At 56.5% G+C, this 17870-nt stretch carries 14 protein-coding genes; all 14 read left to right on the top strand.

Features of this window, described 5'->3' with window-relative positions; genetic code table 11:
- Positions 1–627 precede the first annotated feature (627 nt).
- The 14 genes from HRQ60_RS09235 (at position 628) to HRQ60_RS09170 (ending at position 17753) form a co-directional block, all read left to right on the top strand.
- Positions 628–2064, top strand: coding sequence for a bifunctional metallophosphatase/5'-nucleotidase (locus tag HRQ60_RS09235; RefSeq protein WP_172195518.1), 1437 nt, complete (start codon positions 628–630; stop codon positions 2062–2064).
- Positions 2065–2167: 103 nt separating this feature from the next.
- Complete coding sequence (locus HRQ60_RS09230; protein WP_172195517.1) at positions 2168–3262, top strand: HD-GYP domain-containing protein; 1095 nt, start codon at positions 2168–2170, stop codon at positions 3260–3262.
- A 128-nt stretch (positions 3263–3390) separates the two neighbouring features.
- A complete protein-coding gene (gene yfkAB / locus HRQ60_RS09225) occupies positions 3391–4527 on the top strand; it encodes a radical SAM/CxCxxxxC motif protein YfkAB (RefSeq protein ID WP_172195516.1) in 1137 nt (378 codons plus the stop codon).
- 76 nt (positions 4528–4603) lie between these two features.
- Positions 4604–5968 carry a hemolysin family protein gene (locus HRQ60_RS09220; RefSeq protein WP_172195515.1) on the top strand — a complete coding sequence of 455 codons (1365 nt, stop codon included), beginning with the start codon at positions 4604–4606 and terminating at the stop codon, positions 5966–5968.
- Positions 5969–6007: 39 nt separating this feature from the next.
- Positions 6008–6700, top strand: a complete 693-nt coding sequence (locus HRQ60_RS09215) for an HAD family hydrolase (protein ID WP_172195514.1) — start codon at positions 6008–6010, stop codon at positions 6698–6700.
- A gap of 54 nt (positions 6701–6754) precedes the next feature.
- Positions 6755–7099, top strand: a complete 345-nt coding sequence (locus tag HRQ60_RS09210; protein ID WP_172195513.1) for a YlbF/YmcA family competence regulator — start codon at positions 6755–6757, stop codon at positions 7097–7099.
- 168 nt (positions 7100–7267) lie between these two features.
- Positions 7268–8602 (top strand): DRTGG domain-containing protein, encoded by a 1335-nt coding sequence (locus HRQ60_RS09205; RefSeq protein ID WP_172195512.1) that lies wholly within the window; start codon positions 7268–7270, stop codon positions 8600–8602.
- 68 nt (positions 8603–8670) lie between these two features.
- Positions 8671–12267, top strand: coding sequence for a DNA polymerase III subunit alpha (locus HRQ60_RS09200; protein ID WP_172195511.1), 3597 nt, complete (start codon positions 8671–8673; stop codon positions 12265–12267).
- A gap of 210 nt (positions 12268–12477) precedes the next feature.
- The gene (locus tag HRQ60_RS09195; RefSeq protein WP_172195510.1) at positions 12478–12666 is read left to right on the top strand and encodes a glutamate decarboxylase; all 189 of its coding nucleotides are present in this window, start codon (positions 12478–12480) and stop codon (positions 12664–12666) included.
- A 102-nt stretch (positions 12667–12768) separates the two neighbouring features.
- Entirely contained in the window at positions 12769–13662 is an 894-nt protein-coding gene (accD, locus tag HRQ60_RS09190; RefSeq protein ID WP_172195509.1) for an acetyl-CoA carboxylase, carboxyltransferase subunit beta, read from the top strand.
- 4 nt (positions 13663–13666) lie between these two features.
- A complete protein-coding gene (locus tag HRQ60_RS09185; protein ID WP_172195508.1) occupies positions 13667–14641 on the top strand; it encodes an acetyl-CoA carboxylase carboxyltransferase subunit alpha in 975 nt (324 codons plus the stop codon).
- A gap of 510 nt (positions 14642–15151) precedes the next feature.
- On the top strand, positions 15152–16570 hold the full coding sequence (gene pyk, locus HRQ60_RS09180) for a pyruvate kinase (RefSeq protein WP_172195507.1): 1419 nt from the start codon (positions 15152–15154) through the stop codon (positions 16568–16570).
- A 246-nt stretch (positions 16571–16816) separates the two neighbouring features.
- On the top strand, positions 16817–17368 hold the full coding sequence (locus HRQ60_RS09175; protein ID WP_172195506.1) for an acyl-CoA thioesterase: 552 nt from the start codon (positions 16817–16819) through the stop codon (positions 17366–17368).
- Positions 17358–17753, top strand: coding sequence for an FxsA family protein (locus HRQ60_RS09170; protein ID WP_172195505.1), 396 nt, complete (start codon positions 17358–17360; stop codon positions 17751–17753). The genes HRQ60_RS09175 and HRQ60_RS09170 overlap by 11 nt, the downstream gene beginning before the upstream one ends.
- Positions 17754–17870: the final 117 nt, after the last annotated feature.

Below are 17870 nucleotides of genomic sequence, written 5' to 3'. Positions count from 1 at the left end.
AACGAGGATCCGATCCGGGAACACCGATTCCGGACGGTTTCGTCAACCTCCGGAATTCCGGTATGCAGATCGGCACAATCTGGCCGCTCGGGCACGTCGCCCGATTCGAGTCGAAAAAACCCGGTCGGGGAGCGTTTTGGGCGCAGAATAGAGGATAACTTCGACCCCGGGTCGGTAGACGCAGGGATCGTTTGATTCGTATATCGGCAGAATAGGTCCAATTTGTTTGCGACTTCACTCTTTCCGTAAATTGGGATACTGACCCTATTAATATAGCATACTCCGCCTTCGAAATGGTGCACAACGAACCAGACAATTTTATCACACAAGTGCAAAATATCCTTATTTTTCATCGTGATTGCTAAGCAAGCTGGCGATAATTTGAATCAAACAAGCGGCTTATTCTTTTCGGGGACCCGGAGGCATGTTAAAATACTTGCATAGGCCGCGCAAGCGCCTCGGCATTTCCTGGGCTCGACGCTGCTTCCCGACCGGAATCGCGCTTGTCCGTTTGCGGGTAAGGCTTTATGATCGAAAGAAGGAACGAATACGATTTCGCAGCGAACAGACCCGCACAGGCGGATTTTGCGCTGTACAGGATGCAGGGTCCGAAGGAGGACGGCTTCAATGGTCTCAAAGACGCAAGAGCGGGATACGCTGATTCTGCTGCATACCAACGACCTTCACAGCCACTTTGAGCAGATGGGCCGGATTGCCGCGTTTATCGCTGCCGAAAAAGCGCAGGGGAAGCCAGTATGCACACTCGATGTCGGCGATCATATGGATCGTATGGCGATCGAGACGGAAGGCAGTTTGGGAGCGGCCAATGTCGACATTTTGAATCGTTCCGGGTACAATGCCGTAACGATCGGAAATAATGAAGGATTGACCTTTACACCGGAACGTCTCGGGGAAGTGTACGCGTCGCTGAAGTGTCCGGTCGTCTGCAGCAACGTCCGTATGCAAGACGGCTCCCTGCCCGAATGGCTGCACGAAACGGCGGTAGTGGAAACGGGCGGATTCAAAGTCGGAATACTGGGTCTGACCGCTCCGTTTTCGGATTTTTACCGGCTGCTGGGAGTCGAAGTATCCGATCCGTTCGCCGGGCTGCAGGATCGCGTGAACGAGATGCGCGGACGGGCCGACATTGTGGTGCTGCTGTCTCACCTAGGCCTTGCTTCCGATGAGCGGATTGCCGCAATGACAAACGGGCTCGACCTGATTCTGGGCGGTCATACGCATCATCTTCTGCCGGAGCCGGCTGTGATCGGAGGAGCTGTCGTATGTGCGGCCGGCAAGTTCGGCCGCCATATCGGCCGGATCGTGGTTGAACGCGATCCGCTCTCGGGTCTGTGCAGCGTCCGGGAAGCCGGATTGGTCGAGCTGACCGATACCGACCCTTCGGATGCCTCGATCGACCATGCGATTGCGCGGCATCACGAAGAAGCGGCGGAGCGGCTGCGAAGGGTGGCTGCCGTATCCGAATGCGAACTGCCCATCGATTATGAGAAAGAATCGCAGCTCGGCAATTTGCTTGCCCAGTCGGTTCGGAACTTTGCAGGGGGGGAGTTCTCGCTGGTCAATTCCGGACAGGTACTCGGTCCGCTGCCGCCGGGCGAGATCACGGAGGGGATGCTGCATGCCCTCTGTCCATCTCCGATTAATCCGTGCGTGGTGACGCTGCGGGGCAGCGATATTCTGCATAGTCTCGAACAATCGCTGCTGCCGGAATATACAGGCAAGAAGCTGACCGGTTTCGGTTTTCGGGGCGAAAGGCTGGGCGGACTGTGCGCCGACGGCTTGACGATCCGCTATGATCCGCAGGCGCCTCCGCATGCCCGGATTATAGAAGCCCGGACGTCCGAGAGAACGATCGAGCCCGACGGCGAATACCGGGTGGGTACGCTGGACATGTTCACTTTCGGCGCGGGTTACGAATCATTGAGCCGCGGAACGGACAAAAGCTTTATGCTGCCCGAATTTTTGCGGGACCTGCTTCGTCTGGAATTGGGTCGTCCCGGCGCTGTCGAAGAGGCTTTTGTCCTGCGCTGGACGGAAGCCTAAAGGATCTTTGTGCCCAGTGCCTGCTTTTGTAAGGTTCAAAATATCAACGGCCCTCGCCGACGTGAACGCCAAGCAGCACGGTCCGGATGACGAGACGGCTTAAATGGAGTGGAAGTTTGTGCGCCTGCTGTCGATCGGACAAATACGCCCGGGCATGAAGCTGGGCAAACGCATTTACAATGAAGAGGGTCTGACGTTATTGGCCGAAGGGGCGGAGCTTACGGCTTCGATTCTTCGCAGGTTGGAAAAGATCGGAATCGACATGCTGTATATCCGGGACGAAGTGACGGACGATATCATTGTGCCGGAGATGGTGGCCGACGAAACGCGCCGCCAGGCGGTCAAGCAGATTCGGACGGTTTACCGGACGATGATGAACGATACGATGGGGCGGATGTCTTATCCTCATCTCGGCTATAGTTTTCGCAAAATGACCGAGGAAATTCTGGATGATCTGGGTTCGCGCGAAGACGTTCTGATTATGCTCGGCGATATCCATACCACGGATCATTATTTGTACACCCATTCGTTTAACGTTTGTCTGTACACACTCACGCTCGGCATGGCGGCCGGCCATTCCCGGGACGATTTGTTTACGCTTGGGATGGGTTCGATGCTGCACGATATCGGCAAGACCAAAATCTCTCCCAAAGTGCTGCTCAAACCGGGCCGGCTGGACGACGAAGAATTTGCCGAGATGAAAAAGCATACCGAATTCGGGTTTGCGATTTTGAAAGACGAACCGTTTGTGCCGCTGCTTGCCGCGCACTGCGCGTTTCAGCATCATGAACGGTTGGATGGCAGCGGGTACCCGAGAGGGATTCAAGGCGGCGAGATTCATGATTTTGCCAAGTGGATCGCCATTACGGACTCGTACGATGCCATGACGACCAATCGAGTCTATCGCCGGGGCATGCTGCCTCATCAGGCGGTAGACATTCTCTACGGAGGCTCCTGTATCCAATACGACCAGCGCAAGCTGGAAGTGTTCCGCGACAAGGTGGCGCTGTATCCCGTCGGCTTGACCGTCAAGCTCAGTACGGGCGAGACGGGCGTGGTGACCTCGGTACCTCCTAAAACGCCGAATCGGCCGATCGTTCGCGTGATCGAAGATGAAGAAGGCGCGACCGTGCAGCCTTACGAAATCGATCTTTCGCACCATCTGTCGGTTATGGTCGAGCAGATCGCGGATAAATAAATTCCGCGATTCCGCGCAAAATGCGGGGATACGGTTAATAACAAGAAAGAAACGGGTTATATCCTTGAGGGCCGTTCCGGCAGCTGCCGGCGATTCCAAGGAAGTTCTTAATCATAAAGGTGGTCAACATGACAGTAATCAACAACGGTGTTCCCCGGCTTCCCGATTTATCCCCAAGCTACGATCCGTGGGACCCGATTCGCTCGCTGCGCAAACACGGACGGCACCGTCTGACGAGTGTGGAAATGACGGTAACCAATCTGTGCAATATGCGCTGCGAACACTGTGCGGTAGGCGATACGCTCGTATTGAACGAGCCGGATATGATTCCGCTCGATCTGATGCTTCGTCGACTGGACGAGGTGGAACATTTGGAGACGATCAGCATTACGGGCGGAGAGCCTTCTTTCCGCCGTCAGACCGTCGACAATGTCATCGTGCCGCTTCTGCGATACGCGCGTGAGCGCGGGATCCGTTCGCAGATCAACTCCAACCTGACGCTGGATCTGGAGCGCTACGAGAAGCTGCTTCCTTACTTAGACGTCATGCATATTTCGTTCAACTATACGGGCCCGGAGAGTTTTCACCAGACGGGCTTCGCCAACAGCGGTCATCCCGTTCCTTTTGCGGCGGCCGAGAAAATGTACAATCGGATGATCGACAATGCCAAAAGCCTCAGCAAATCGGGCATGCTGATTTCGGCGGAAACGATGATCAATTTCCGCACGCATAACCATCTGCCGCAGATGCACGAGACGATTCTGGAAATGGGCTGCCGCCGTCACGAGGTGCACCCGATGTATCCGTCGGCTTTTGCCGCCAATCTGCCTGTACTGTCGCTCGACGAGATGCGCCTGGCGATCCACGATCTGCTCGACCATCGCAATGAAGACATCTGGATGCTGTTTGGCACGCTGCCCTTTTTTGCCTGCGGCAGCACGGACGAAGAACGCGAACTGCTGCGCAGACTTCGCAGTGCGAAGAACGTGACCGTTCGCAACGACCCGGACGGTCGCAGCCGCGTCAATGTGAACATGTTCACCGGCGATGTATTCGTGACCGACTTTGCGGCGATCCCTTCGTTCGGAAGCGTGTACCAAGACAGCCTGGACTCGATCTTCGAAGAATGGACGACCCGTCATCCGTTGAACCGGACCGTGGACTGCCACTGCGATGCGGCAGCCTGCTGCGGGCCGAATCTGTTGGTGGCCGACATGTACTACAAAGGAATCGATTTCAAATCACGCCGTGCGATCATGGATTGAACCGGCCGCGGGTTTCGGCGAGCCGCCGTATATCGGGATCGCGGAAACCCTGCGCTGAAGAAAAGGGGAGATTTCATTGGGCCACGAGATAGAACTGGGAACCTTGGCGATTAATTTATTTTTGGTCCTGCTTCTGGTTCTCTTGAACGGTGTATTCGTCGCCGCGGAATTTTCGCTCGTCAAAGTTCGCCATTCCCGGCTGACCCAGCTGAACAGCGAAGGGAACCGGCTGGCTCCCTACGCACTCAAAGTAGCCGGCCGGCTTGATGCTTACCTGTCCGCGACCCAACTCGGCATTACTTTGACGTCGCTCGGACTCGGTTGGCTCGGCGAGCCGGCCGTTTCCGAACTGTTGGTCGAACCTCTGATGTATCAGATGGGCTTTACGGATGAAGGACTGATCTCGGGCGTGTCCGTGGCTATCGGGTTTGCGATCATCACCTTTTTGCATATCGTGCTCGGAGAGCTTGCGCCCAAATCGCTGGCGATCCAGAAGTCCGAAGGGACGTCGCTTGTGCTGGCCGGGCCGCTGCTGGTATTCTATTACGTATTCCTGCCGGTCATCTGGCTGCTCAACCATGCCGCGAATGCGTTCCTGCGGTTGTTCGGTATTCAGCCGGCCGGCGAAGCGGATGCGGCCCATTCGGAAGAAGAAATCCGGATCCTTATGAACCAGAGTGCCAAAAGCGGCGCGATCGATCTGGAAGAAGTCAAATTGATGGACAATATCTTTGATTTTTCGGATATGCTGGCGCGCGAGGTTATGCTTCCGCGGACGGATATGGACTGCCTGTATGTGAATCTTCCGCTAAAAGAAAATTTGAAGATCATTACGGAAACGCGGCATTCGCGGTATCCGGTAGCGATCGAAGACAAAGACCGGATTATCGGTTTCGTACATATCACCGATATTCTGCTCTGGCCGCAGGGAACGGAACCGAACTTGCGCAAACTGGTCCGGCCGATCCTGAATGTGCCCGAGTCGATGGAAATCAGCCATGTGCTTCGATTGATGCAGCAAAAAAGAGCGCAGCTGACGCTCGTCGTGGATGAATACGGCGGAACCGCAGGTCTGCTGACGGCGGAAGAAATTCTGGAAGAAATCGTAGGCGACCTGTATGACGAATTCGAGAACGAACGTCCCGAAATCGAAATGATCGGCGATCTGATCTCGGTGGATGGCCGGCTGCTGATCGAAGACGTCAACGATCTGACGGGTGCCGAGATCGATGACGAAGAGGTCGATTCGATCGGCGGCTGGATGTTTAAGGAGCTTGAAGGCAATCCGCTGCCGGGACAGACGGTCGAATTCGGAGGCATCACGTTCGAAGTCGCCGAAGCCGAGCGGCTGCGCATTACCCGGGTCCATATCCACAAACCGCACACAGAAGCGGAGCAGGGCGAAGAAGACGAAGAAGAAAACGGCCGGGGCGATGATTGATCGCCCCGCCTCGTTTTTGGGGGAGGATGAAAGGTAACTATGCCAAACGAAACACGTCTGTACAAACCGGAAGCGATGATTTTTGATATGGACGGCACGCTGTTCCAGACGGAAACGGCACTGCTGCCGGCCTATCATCAAATGTTCGATATTCTGCGGGCCGAAGGGCTCTACACGGGGGAAACGCCGCCGGAGCGTCTGATTCTCGGAAGTCTGGGGATGCTGCTCGAAGAAATCTGGAAGATTGTGATTCCCGATGCCGACGAGAACGTACGCAGCCGGGCGAACGATCTGCTGCTCGACCTGCAGTTGGAAGTGCTCAAAGGCGGAGAAGCATTGCTGTACCCGGATGTCAAGGAAACGCTGGAGCAGCTGCGGGAACGCGGCGTGCGCCTGTTCGTAGCCAGCAACGGCCTGGAAGGCTACGTAAAAGGCGTGTCCGACGCACTGGGAATTGCGTCGCTGTTCGAATCGCAGTACAGCGCGGGCGAATATCAGACCGCGACCAAAGTGCTGCTGGTCGAAATGCTGCTCAAGAACCACGGTGTGAACAGCGCCTGGATGGTCGGGGACCGTTCGTCGGACGTTCAGGCAGGCCGCGGAAACGGCTTGGGTGTGATCGGCTGCGCATATGCCGATTTCGGAGCCAACAAAGAGCTGGAAGACGCGGATGTGAAAATCACGAAGTTTGGGCAGCTGCTCGAACTGTACGATAACGCTCCATCCGCTTAAGCGAATTGCAGCACGCAGATCCACAAATCGAACAACCAGAGGAGACGAAACGAAATGACGAACATTTACGATAAAGCGCACGATCTTGCAAAATCGCTTCAAGAAAGCCAGGAAGTTCAGGATATCACTTCGGCACTGAAACTGATCGAAGCCGATGCCGAGAGCAAACGCATGCTCGACGATTTCCGTACCCGGCAGATGACGATCCAGCAGCGGATCATGAGCGGCGATATGCCTCCCCAGGACGAGATGGAACAAATGGAGAAGCTGTTCGAAGTGCTCAGCCTGAATTTGAATATCCGCCGCCTTTTTGATGCCGAGCAGCGTCTGAGCGTCATCATCCAGGACGTGAACAAGATTATTTCCGACAGCTTGGCCAACATGTACGGCCAAGGCTGAATCAACGGCTCCGCCGCTTGAACCGGCCAAGACCGGGCTCCGGTTTCCTTTTTGGGAATCGGGGCTTTTTGTTGTCACTTCGCTCCAGTCGGACTGATTTCCAATACCGATATTTGTGATATAATATAGGTACAGTCTAATACAGATTTCTGGAGAGGAGTACAACAGTTGGAAGGGCATGAGCAAACCGTGACGAAACACGAACAACTGCTGCAGCATATCGAGCAGCTCAAGGTCGGCACCAAGATCTCGGTCCGTAAGCTGGCCAAAGAAATGGGCGTCAGCGAAGGGACTGCCTATCGGGCCGTCAAAGAAGCGGAAACGCTCGGCATCGTGATTACCAAAGAACGGATCGGCACCGTTCGCGTCGAGAAAAAACCGCGCAATATCACGGACCAGCTGACCTTTGCGGATGTGGTCGATATTGTGGAAGGGCATGTACTGGGCGGTGTCGAAGGGCTGTCCATTACGCTGAATAAATACGTGATCGGCGCTATGAAAGTGGACGCAATGGCCCGTTATATCGATATGGGAAGCCTATTGATCGTCGGCAACCGGGAAAATGCGCACTCGCTTGCCATCGAGCACGGAGCGGGCGTCCTGATTACCGGCGGATTCGGAACAAGCCGCGAAGTCAAAAGCCTGGCCGACCGTCTCGGTCTGCCGATCATCTCTTCGCGGCACGATACGTTTACGGTCGCCTCGATGATCAACCGGGCGATCTTCGACCGTCTGATCAAAAAGAAAATTATGCTGGTGGAAGATTTGGTAGGCCTGAAATCCAAACCGTATTCGCTGAAAGCGACCAGTACGGCGGAAGATTTCCGGCGCGTGGCGGAGCGGACCGGCGAGAACAGCTTCCCGGTGACCGACGAATGGAACCGGGTTCTCGGTATCGTGAGCCGCAAAGACATCGAGAGCGTAGAACCGGGACATACGATCGAACGGGCAATGGTGCGCAGTCCGGTAACGGCCGGCATGCTGACCTCCCTGGCTTCTGCGGCGCAGATCATGACCTGGGAAGGTATCGATTTTCTGCCGGTCGTCGACCGCAACCGCAAGCTGGCCGGGGTACTGACGCGGCGCGAAGTGCTTCAGGCGATGCGCGATGCGCGCGAGCAGAGCAGCCTCGGCGAGACGTTCGACCACCTGATCTGGAACGGGTTTGCGGAAGAGCGGGACGCGGACGGCCGACTCTTTTTCCATGGATTCATCACCCCGCAGATGGCGACGGACCTCGGCACGATCTCGGAAGGGATCATGACTTCGGTCATGATTCAGGCCGCGCTGCGTATGGCCAAAGATCACAGCGGCAACGATTATGTCGTAGACAATATGAGCACGTATTTTATCCGCCCTGTCCAGATTGAAGATGCCGTATCGGTCATGCCGATCGTTCTGGAAGTCGGCCGCCGGATCTGCCGTTTGGAAATCGCGATTTCGCACGAAGAACAGACGGTAGCCAAAGCGATGATGACGCTGCATTCGATCGAAAACGGCTGAACGATACAAACTCAACCCAAATATAAAGCCCAAACGGCGACAACGAACGGAAAAGGGGGAACGCCCGCATGAACGATTTTGTCCATCTGCATGTGCACAGCGAATACAGCCTGCTCGACGGAGCGGCGAGGATCAAGGAACTGGTGGGCCGTGCGGCCGAGCTTGGCATGAAGTCGCTCGCGCTGACCGACCACGGCGTCATGTACGGCGCCATTCCGTTTTACAAAGCCTGCCGGGCCGCCGGGATCAAGCCGATCATCGGTTTCGAGGCTTATTACACGTCGGCCTCGCGGCATGAACGGGCCAGCCGCAAAGAACAGCCGATCTACCACCTGCTTCTCCTGGCCAAAAACGAGACGGGTTACCGCAACCTGATGAAGATCTGCTCGGCCGGCCATCTCGAAGGCTTCCACTACAAACCGAGAATCGACCGAGAAGTGCTGAAGCGCTACAGCGAAGGCATCGTCTGTACGAGCGCATGTATCGGCGGCGAGATTCCGCAGCATTTCCTGAACGGGCGTCCCGAAGAAGCCAAAGCGGCGGCGCTGCGCTACCAAGAGATTTTCGGGGAGAACTTCTATATCGAGCTGCAGGATCACGGATTGGCCGAACAGAAAAAAGTCAATCCGATGCTGATCGCGCTGGCCCAGGAAATCGGCGTGGAGCTGATTGCGACCAACGATTCGCATTATCTGTCCGAACCGGATGCCGAGATCCAAGACGTTCTGATCTGTATCGGTACCGGCAAAACGATGGAGGACGAAGAACGGTTCCGTATTCCGACGCGCCAGCTCTATCTCAAGACCGGCGAAGAAATGGCGCGGCTGTTCCCGCATCTGCCGCAGGCGCTGGCCAACACGGCGAAGATTGCGGAGGAATGCGAACTGGAGATCGAACTCGGCCGCTCGATCCTGCCGGAATACCAGCCGCTGCCGGAAGGCAAATCGCCGCAGCAGTATTTGATCGATCTGTGCCAAGAAGGCTTGGAGCGCCGTTACGCGCACCTGCCGGGCTGGGAAGACGCCGCCCATCGGAGCAAACTGGACGAACGGCTGGAGTATGAGCTTGGCGTCATTGGAACGATGGGATTTTCCGATTATTTCCTGATCGTCTGGGACTTTATCCGCTACGCGCATGAGCAGGGGATTGTCACGGGTCCGGGCCGGGGTTCGTCCGCGGGCAGCCTCGTGGCCTACGCGCTGAACATTACGGATGTCGATCCGATCAAATACAATCTGCTGTTCGAACGGTTCCTGAATCCGGCACGGATCACGATGCCCGATATCGATATCGATTTCAGCGACGAACGCCGCGACGAAGTCATCGCTTACGTGACCGACAAATACGGATCGGACCGTGTCGCACAGATTATCACCTTCGGTACGCTGGCCGCCCGCGCGGCGGTGCGCGACGTCGGCCGCGTATTGGCGCTGCCTTACGGCGAAGTCGACAAGACGGCCAAACTGATTCCGGTACAGGTCGGCATGACGATCGAGCGTGCCCTGACCCAGAATGCGGCGCTGCGCGATAGACTGGAAGCGTCTCCCGACGCGAAACGTCTGATCGAGACGGCGCGGCGGGTCGAAGGCATGCCGCGGCATGCTTCGACGCACGCCGCCGGCGTCGTGATCGCGCGGGGACCTCTGACGGATTACGTCCCGCTGCAGGAAGGCGGAGAGAAGACGGCGCTGACCCAGTATCCGATGGAAAGTCTGGAAGCGGTCGGCCTGCTCAAAATGGACTTCCTCGGACTGCGCACGCTGTCGATCATCGAACGCTGCCAGAAATGGATCGCCGAGCGTACCGGAGCGGCGGTCGATTTCAAAGCCGTGTCCGAGAACGATCCCGGCACTTATGAACTGCTGGGCCGGGGCGATACGACCGGCGTATTCCAGCTCGAGTCGCCGGGGATTCGCAGGGTGATGAAAGAGATGAAACCTTCGGTAATCGAGGATATTATCTCGGTTGTGGCGCTGTACCGTCCGGGCCCGATGGAATTCATCCCGAACTATATCCAGGTCAAGCACGGCCTGGTCGCCGCGGATTATCCGCACGAAGACCTCAAGCCGATTCTGGAAGATACGCACGGCATTATCGTGTATCAGGAACAAATCATGCAGATCGCTTCGACGATGGCCGGATTCTCGCTCGGCGAAGCGGATCTGCTGCGCCGGGCCGTCTCGAAGAAAAAGCGCGAGACGCTCGACGAAGAACGCGGCCACTTCGTGCGCGGCAGCCTGGGGCAGGACTACAGCGAAGAAGACGCCAACAAAGTGTACGACATGATCGTACGCTTCGCCGATTACGGCTTCCCGCGTGCCCATGCTGCCGCCTACGGCGTGCTGGCGTTCCAGACCGCCTATCTCAAAGCGCATTACCCGGTCGAATTCATGGCATCGATGCTCGCCGCCGTGACCGGCAACCACCGCAAGGTGGCCGAATACGTCGTCGAGACGCGCCGGATGAATATTCCGGTGCTGCCGCCCGACGTGAACAAGAGCGGCATGCTGTTCACGCCTTCCGACGAAGACGGCGCGGCAAGTCTGCGCTTTGGCCTTGCCGCGATCAAGAACGTCGGCACGAACGCGATTCGAAACGTGATGGACGAACGCGCGGAGCGCCCGTTCGACAGCCTGCTCGACTTTTGCCGCCGCGTCGATCCCAAGACCTGCAACCGGCGCGTGATCGAAGCGCTGATCCAGGCTGGCGCGTTCGATTCGCTGCCCGGTCACCGGGCACAGCTGCTCGCCATGCTGGACGAAGCGCTCGACGCCGCCGCCAAATGGCGAAAAGAGCGCGAAGATTTCCAGATCCAGATGTTCGATTTCGTGGAGACGCCGAACTGGGAGATCGAATACCCCGACGTACGCGATTACACGTCGTCGGAACAGCTCGATCTAGAGCGCGAGCTGCTTGGCTTGTATTTGTCCGGCCATCCGCTGGACGATTACGAAACGCTGCTCGGCGAGCCCGGCGTGCAGAAGCTGATGGAACTCGGCGAGGCGCCGGACGAGAGCCACACGGTGACCGCCGGTATGGTCGTCAGCTTGAAGACGATCACAACCAAGCAGGGCAAGGCGATGGCTTTCGCGGAGATCGAAGACCAGATCGAGCGCTGCGAGCTCGTGATGTTCCCCGAAGTGTGGAAACGAAGTCAGGAAATCATGCAGCCGGGCGCGCTGGTCGCACTGCGGGCGAAGGTCCAACAGCAGGATGAAGGCTTCAAGCTGCTCGCGGATACCGTCCTGCCGCTCGGCGAAGACTCCGTACGCAGCCTGCTGGCCCGCGGCGAATCGCGCGGCGGCGGCCCGAGCCGTCCGGCCCGATCTTCCCGCAGCGGCCCGAAGGCTTCGGCGGGAAACGCCGCAGCACCTGCGCCTGCAGGTGCAAAGTCCGGCGCCGCGGGCGGCAAAGCGCCGGCCCCAACCGGCGGTACGCCGCAGCGCGTCTTCGTCAAGATTGCGTCGGACCGCCGCAGTTCCGAGCTGCTCGAGACGCTCAAGACCATGCTGCAGACCCATCCGGGCACGATGCCGACCGTACTGTTCTATGAAGATACGCAGAAGCTGATGGCCTTGAGCGACGCCTACCGGATCGAACCTTCGCCGGAGCTGTTCAGCCAGATGGAAGAACTGCTCGGCAGCGGAACCGTCCGGGTCAAATAGAGAATTTAACCGTTCCTTCTTCGCATTGGACCGGACCTGCGCATCCCCCGATGCGCGGATCCGGTCTGTGCGTTTTTGTTCCGGCGGCGAGGCTCTAGCCAGACCGGCCGCCGATTCTGTTGCTAAAAAAAAGAGCCTTATGGTATCATTAAGCCATTATGCAGAGGAAACGGGTTCATACGGACAGTCGACAAGGGGGACATATTGTTCATGTGGACGGTGATCTATATCGCCTCTACCGCCAAGTTGGCGGAGAAGCTTGAGCGCAGGCTTACCGAAGAAGGATTTCTCGTCAAAATCCGCCCCGTCAACATGTCCAAGCAGCAGTTCGAGATTCTGGTTCCTTCCGGTGAACTCGAGGAGGTCCAGGAGGTGCTGAATCATATTCTGCACCCTTGACCCGAGCCGATCCGGCCGGGCTGGAAGCGAGAGAGCAGTGCGGTTTGTCAGAAGCGAACTTCAAGGCGAGGCCCGCCAAATAACGGCTGAAGAGGTGTAGTGGTGTTCAAGGATTTATTTCAGAAAAAAAGAAAGTACGCAACCCTTCCTCCCGATCGCAGCGCCGGAGGCGGCGATGCGGAAACGCAGCAGCGCCCCAAGCGGGAGATCCCGGAAGGGCTCATGAATAAATGCAGCAAGTGCGGAGCGATACAGTACAGCAAGGAACTCGAGAAAAACCTGAAAGTATGCACATCCTGCGGCCATCATATGCGTCTGAACGCGGGGGAACGTATCGCAATGACCCTGGACGAAGGCAGCTTCGTGGAACACGACAACGATGTGGTGTCTATCGATCCGCTGCAGTTTCCCGGTTACGCCGGCAAGCTCGCGGAGCAGAAGCTGAAGTCCGGGCTGAATGAAGCGGTCGTGACCGGAGAAGGCGCGATCAACGGCCAGCCGGTTGCGGTAGCCGTCATGAGTTTTGACTTTTTCAGCGGCAGTATGGGATCGGCCGTCGGCGAGAAGATCACACGGATCATCGAGCATGCGGGCGAATACGGCCTGCCGCTGATCATTTTCTCGACTTCGGGCGGAGCGCGGATGCAGGAGAGCATTCTCAGTCTGATGCAGATGGCGAAGACCAGTGCGGCTTTGGGCCAGTTCGCGGAAAAAGGCGGATTGTATCTCTCGGTGATTACCGATCCGACGATGGGCGGAGTATCGGCCAGTTTTGCGATGCTCGGAGACATCATCATTGCGGAGCCGAGCACGACCTTCGGTTTTGCCGGACGGCTCGTGATCGAGCAGACCATCCGCCAGAAACTGCCGGACGATTTCCAGACGGCAGAATTCAATATGCAGCACGGACAGCTCGATTTGGTCGTGCACCGCAAAGAAATGAAAACGATGCTGGGCAAACTGATCGGCATGCACAGTAAAAAGGAGGAGCTCTAGACGAATGGCGGGAGAATTAGCGTTTGAGCAGCCTCTGGTAGAGCTGCGCAAGAAGATCGACGAGCTCAAACAGTTCGGACAGGAAAAAGGAATCGATTTCGGCGACGAAATTTCCCGGCTGGAAGAACGTTATGTCGAGCTGCAGCAGGATATTTACACAAATGTCACTCCGGCGCAAAAAATGCACCTGGCGCGCCATCACCAGCGTCCGACCACGCTTGATTTGATTCCGTACGTGTTCAGCGATTTCGTCGAACTGCACGGCGACCGCATGTACGGCGACGATATGGCGATTGTAGCCGGTATTGCGCGTTTTGGCGGCCGTCCGGTTACGGTCATCGGCCACCAGCGCGGCAAGGATACCAAAGACAATATCGCCCGCTTCTTCGGCAGTCCCCATCCGGAAGGCTACCGCAAAGCGCAGCGCTTGATGAAACAGGCCGAGAAATTCGGCCGTCCGGTCGTGACTTTTATCGATACAAAAGGCGCTTATCCCGGCAATACGGCGGAAGAACGCGGGCAATCGGAAGCGATCGCCCGCAGCATGATGGATATGGCCATGCTCAAAGTTCCCGTCATCTGCATCGTGATCGGAGAAGGCGGCAGCGGCGGAGCGATAGCGGTCGGCGTGGGCAACCGCGTGCTGATGCTGGAAAATGCCATCTATTCGGTTATTTCTCCGAACGGAGCCGCTTCGATTCTGTGGAAAGACGCTTCCAAAGCCGACCAGGCGGCGGAAGCGATGAAGATCACCGCACCCGATCTGCTGGACTTCAAGGTGATCGAAGAAGTCATTCCCGAACCGAGAGGCGGCGCACACCGCGACTATGAAGCGACGGGACTTGCGATCCGCGAAGCGCTGGAACGCCACCTGGGCGAGATCGGCGGGCTGGATGCCCAAACGCTGATTGCCCAGCGGTATGAGAAATTCCGCCGGATGGGTCAGTATGCGTCCGGACCGGCTTTACCGAACTCTTGAGCAGTTTTTACCTTAAAAACCTATACAAAACCGCGAATTTAGTGTAGATTTAATTGTTGGTGAGGATTTTATAACCATCCGAAAAACCGACTTCCACACGCGGATTACAGAGGTCGGAGCACCGCAAACCGGTCTCTTTTTGTGCGGTGACGCGGAAGGGTGCGCATGTATTTCCTTTTTGGAACACGCTAGTACCTTGACCGAATTAAATCTAAGGTTTGCGTTCATCGGAAACACGTATGTTTCAAGCGGGTTTTCGAGGGGCGTAACCTAACATCATTATCGGTCAAGGTACTAGTACCTTGTCAACACTAAAGGTAAGGTTACGCTCCCCTGAGATTTCGTACCTGAAGCGTGTACGAAGTCTCCGACGGAATCGCATCTAAAGCGTGCACGTTTCAGGAAAACGTAAACCTCTGATTAAGAGTTGAAAGGGTACTGGTCGACAGAGAAAGCCTCCATCGAGAGGCCAAGCAGAGATCGCAGAGATCAAAAAACGGAGGAACCCAAATGCGTAAAACAAAAATCGTATGTACAATCGGTCCGGCAAGTGAGTCGCTGGAGAACACAAAAAAACTGATCATGGCGGGCATGAACGTCGCTCGAATGAACTTCTCCCACGGTGATTTCGAAGAGCACGGCAACCGCGTTAAAAATATTCGTCAAGCCTGCCAGGAGCTCGGCAAGAGCGTTGCCCTGCTGCTGGACACCAAAGGTCCGGAGATCCGTACCGGCAAAATCGCTGTTGAGCCGCTCGACCTGGTCGAAGACGAGTTCATCACGCTGACGACCGAAGAAATCGCCGGCGACAAAAACCGCCTGTCCGTTTCTTACGTCGATCTTCCAAAAGACGTATCGGTCGGCTCCACGATCCTGATCGATGACGGCTTGATCGGTCTGACCGTTACCGAAGTCGAAGGTACGGAAATCACGTGCCGCATCGTCAACGGCGGACAAATCAAAAGCCGCAAAGGCGTAAACGTACCGGGCGTAAGCATCTCGCTGCCGGGCATCACGGAGAAGGACACCAACGATATCGTTTTCGGTATCGAACAGGGTGTAGACTTCATCGCTGCTTCGTTCGTACGCAAAGCAAGCGACGTTCTGGAAATCCGCGAACTGCTGAAAAAGCATAACGCCGAGCATATCCAGATCATCTCCAAGATCGAAAACCAGGAAGGCGTCGACAACCTTGACGAAATTCTTGAAGTTTCCGACGGCCTGATGGTTGCCCGCGGCGATCTCGGCGTAGAAATCCCTGCCGAAGAAGTACCCCTGGTACAAAAGCAAATGATCGAGAAGTGCAACCGTGCCGGCAAACCGGTGATCACGGCTACGCAAATGCTCGATTCGATGCAGCGCAACCCGCGTCCGACACGCGCCGAAGCGAGTGACGTGGCAAACGCGATCCTCGACGGTACAGATGCGATCATGCTGTCCGGCGAAACGGCTGCCGGCAAATATCCGACAGAATCGGTACTGACGATGGCCCGTATCGCGGAGAAAGCGGAGTCCGCAATGGCTAACCGCGAGATTCTGAAGAAACAAAGCGAAGCGCAGCAGAAATCCGTAACCGAATCGATCAGCCAATCGGTCGCTCACGCGGCATGGAACCTGGACGTCAAAGCGATCGTGACTTCGACCCAATCGGGTACGACGGCTCGCATGATCTCCAAGTACCGCCCGATCGCTCCGATCATCGCGGTAACGACGCAGGAACAGACGCTTCGTCGTCTGGCTCTGGCATGGGGCGTTATCCCGGTCAAAGGCGAAGTGGCCGAAACGACTGACGAACTGTTCGAAAGTGCGATCCAGGGCGCCAAAAAGTCCGGTATCGTACAAGAAGGCGATCTGGTCGTCATCACGGCGGGCGTACCATTGGGACGTTCCGGTTCGACGAACCTGATCAAAGTTGACCACGTTCACTAGGATCGCACCCGCACACCGTTCCTTTTTTGACAAAAGCCGCCTTCCGGCCGTTTGGTTCGTCGCTTCATTCGACGTTCCAAGCCGCCGTCCGGGCGGCTTTTTTGTTTTGCCAAGGCAGCGGCGCGGGACATAGGCCCGGGTTGGCAATCGGGTCCTCTTTTCGTATACAATGAATAGACAAGGCTTAAGGCGGAGGACGAAAGATTCACTTTTCGGCATCTGTCCGATAACAAGGAGTGGAAAGGCATGATCAGAAGCAATCCGGGAACGAAAAGTTCCGACTCACCAAGCCGCTGGTTTCGAACGGGCTTGAATGTACGCTATCAGGAAACCGACAAAATGGCGGTCGTTTATCACGCCAATTATTTGAACTGGTTTGAAATTGCGCGGACCGAGATGATCCGCACGATCGGATTGTCCTACCGGGAGATCGAGGAGCAGGGCATCTATCTGCCTGTACTCGAAGTCCGCTCCCGCTTCGTCAGCCCGGCCCGGTACGACGACCGAATCTGGGTCTACGCGCGCATCCGCGGATTTTCGCCGCTGCGTCTGGAGTACGAATACGAAGTCCGCCGCTGCGAAGATCCGGCGGCGTGGAGCGTCGAAGCGGCCGAATTCGGCCCGGAAGAAGACCGTCCCGGCACGCTGCTGAATACGGGAGAGACCGATCATGTCTGGCTCAGCTCCGAGTGGAAGCCGGTTCGCTTGAATAAAGCCGCCCCGGACATCTACGGACGAATCGACAGTTGGTTTTCCGCGCATGCGAGTATACAAGGAGGAGACCCCCATGAAAAATAAAATGGCTATCCTGTTCATTCTGGCCGTCATCCTCGAAGCGGCCGTGTTCGCCTGGCTGATCGAATATTTCGGCTTTTTCAAGACTTTCGTTCTGGTTCTCGCCACGACGGTAATCGGGATTGCGATGGTACAGTTCGAAGGCAGAAAAGCGATGAGCGATCTCAAAGCTCTCGCCGAGAGCGGTCAGCCGCCCGGCCGCAAGCTGGTCGACGGCGTCTGTATTATGGCCGGAGGCGCCCTGCTGATCGCACCGGGATTTCTTACCGACCTGATCGGTTTTACCTTGGTCTTTCCGCTGACTCGCCCGCTTTATCACCGGGCCGCCATGCGCTGGATCGAAAAACGGATGAAAAAAGGCGGCGGCATCACCTTTTACCGACGTTGATTACAGACTTCCTTGCCGAGCCGTTCGCCTTAGGCGAACGGTTTTTGACCATTTACCGAACTTGCAAACGCTTGCTCACTCCTGTAACATATATCACTGTAAGGGGTTTCAAATGTA

Source organism: Saccharibacillus qingshengii (assembly GCF_013185195.1).
GTDB classification, from domain to species: Bacteria; Bacillota; Bacilli; order Paenibacillales; family Paenibacillaceae; genus Saccharibacillus; species Saccharibacillus qingshengii.
The sequence above is the reverse complement of the archived record's forward strand: the minus strand, read 5'-3'. Positions and strand labels throughout refer to the sequence as shown.

Excerpts from the sequence above, each read along its gene's own strand:
- HRQ60_RS09235 (WP_172195518.1), top strand. The coding sequence starts at position 628 with ATGGTCTCAAAGACGCAAGAGCGGGATACGCTGATTCTGCTGCATACC.
- HRQ60_RS09230 (WP_172195517.1), top strand. The coding sequence starts at position 2,168 with ATGGAGTGGAAGTTTGTGCGCCTGCTGTCGATCGGACAAATACGCCCG.
- yfkAB (WP_172195516.1), top strand. The coding sequence starts at position 3,391 with ATGACAGTAATCAACAACGGTGTTCCCCGGCTTCCCGATTTATCCCCA.
- HRQ60_RS09215 (WP_172195514.1), top strand. The coding sequence starts at position 6,008 with ATGCCAAACGAAACACGTCTGTACAAACCGGAAGCGATGATTTTTGAT.
- HRQ60_RS09210 (WP_172195513.1), top strand. The coding sequence starts at position 6,755 with ATGACGAACATTTACGATAAAGCGCACGATCTTGCAAAATCGCTTCAA.
- HRQ60_RS09200 (WP_172195511.1), top strand. The coding sequence starts at position 8,671 with ATGAACGATTTTGTCCATCTGCATGTGCACAGCGAATACAGCCTGCTC.
- HRQ60_RS09195 (WP_172195510.1), top strand. The coding sequence starts at position 12,478 with ATGTGGACGGTGATCTATATCGCCTCTACCGCCAAGTTGGCGGAGAAG.
- HRQ60_RS09185 (WP_172195508.1), top strand. The coding sequence starts at position 13,667 with ATGGCGGGAGAATTAGCGTTTGAGCAGCCTCTGGTAGAGCTGCGCAAG.
- pyk (WP_172195507.1), top strand. The coding sequence starts at position 15,152 with ATGCGTAAAACAAAAATCGTATGTACAATCGGTCCGGCAAGTGAGTCG.
- HRQ60_RS09175 (WP_172195506.1), top strand. The coding sequence starts at position 16,817 with ATGATCAGAAGCAATCCGGGAACGAAAAGTTCCGACTCACCAAGCCGC.
- HRQ60_RS09170 (WP_172195505.1), top strand. The coding sequence starts at position 17,358 with ATGAAAAATAAAATGGCTATCCTGTTCATTCTGGCCGTCATCCTCGAA.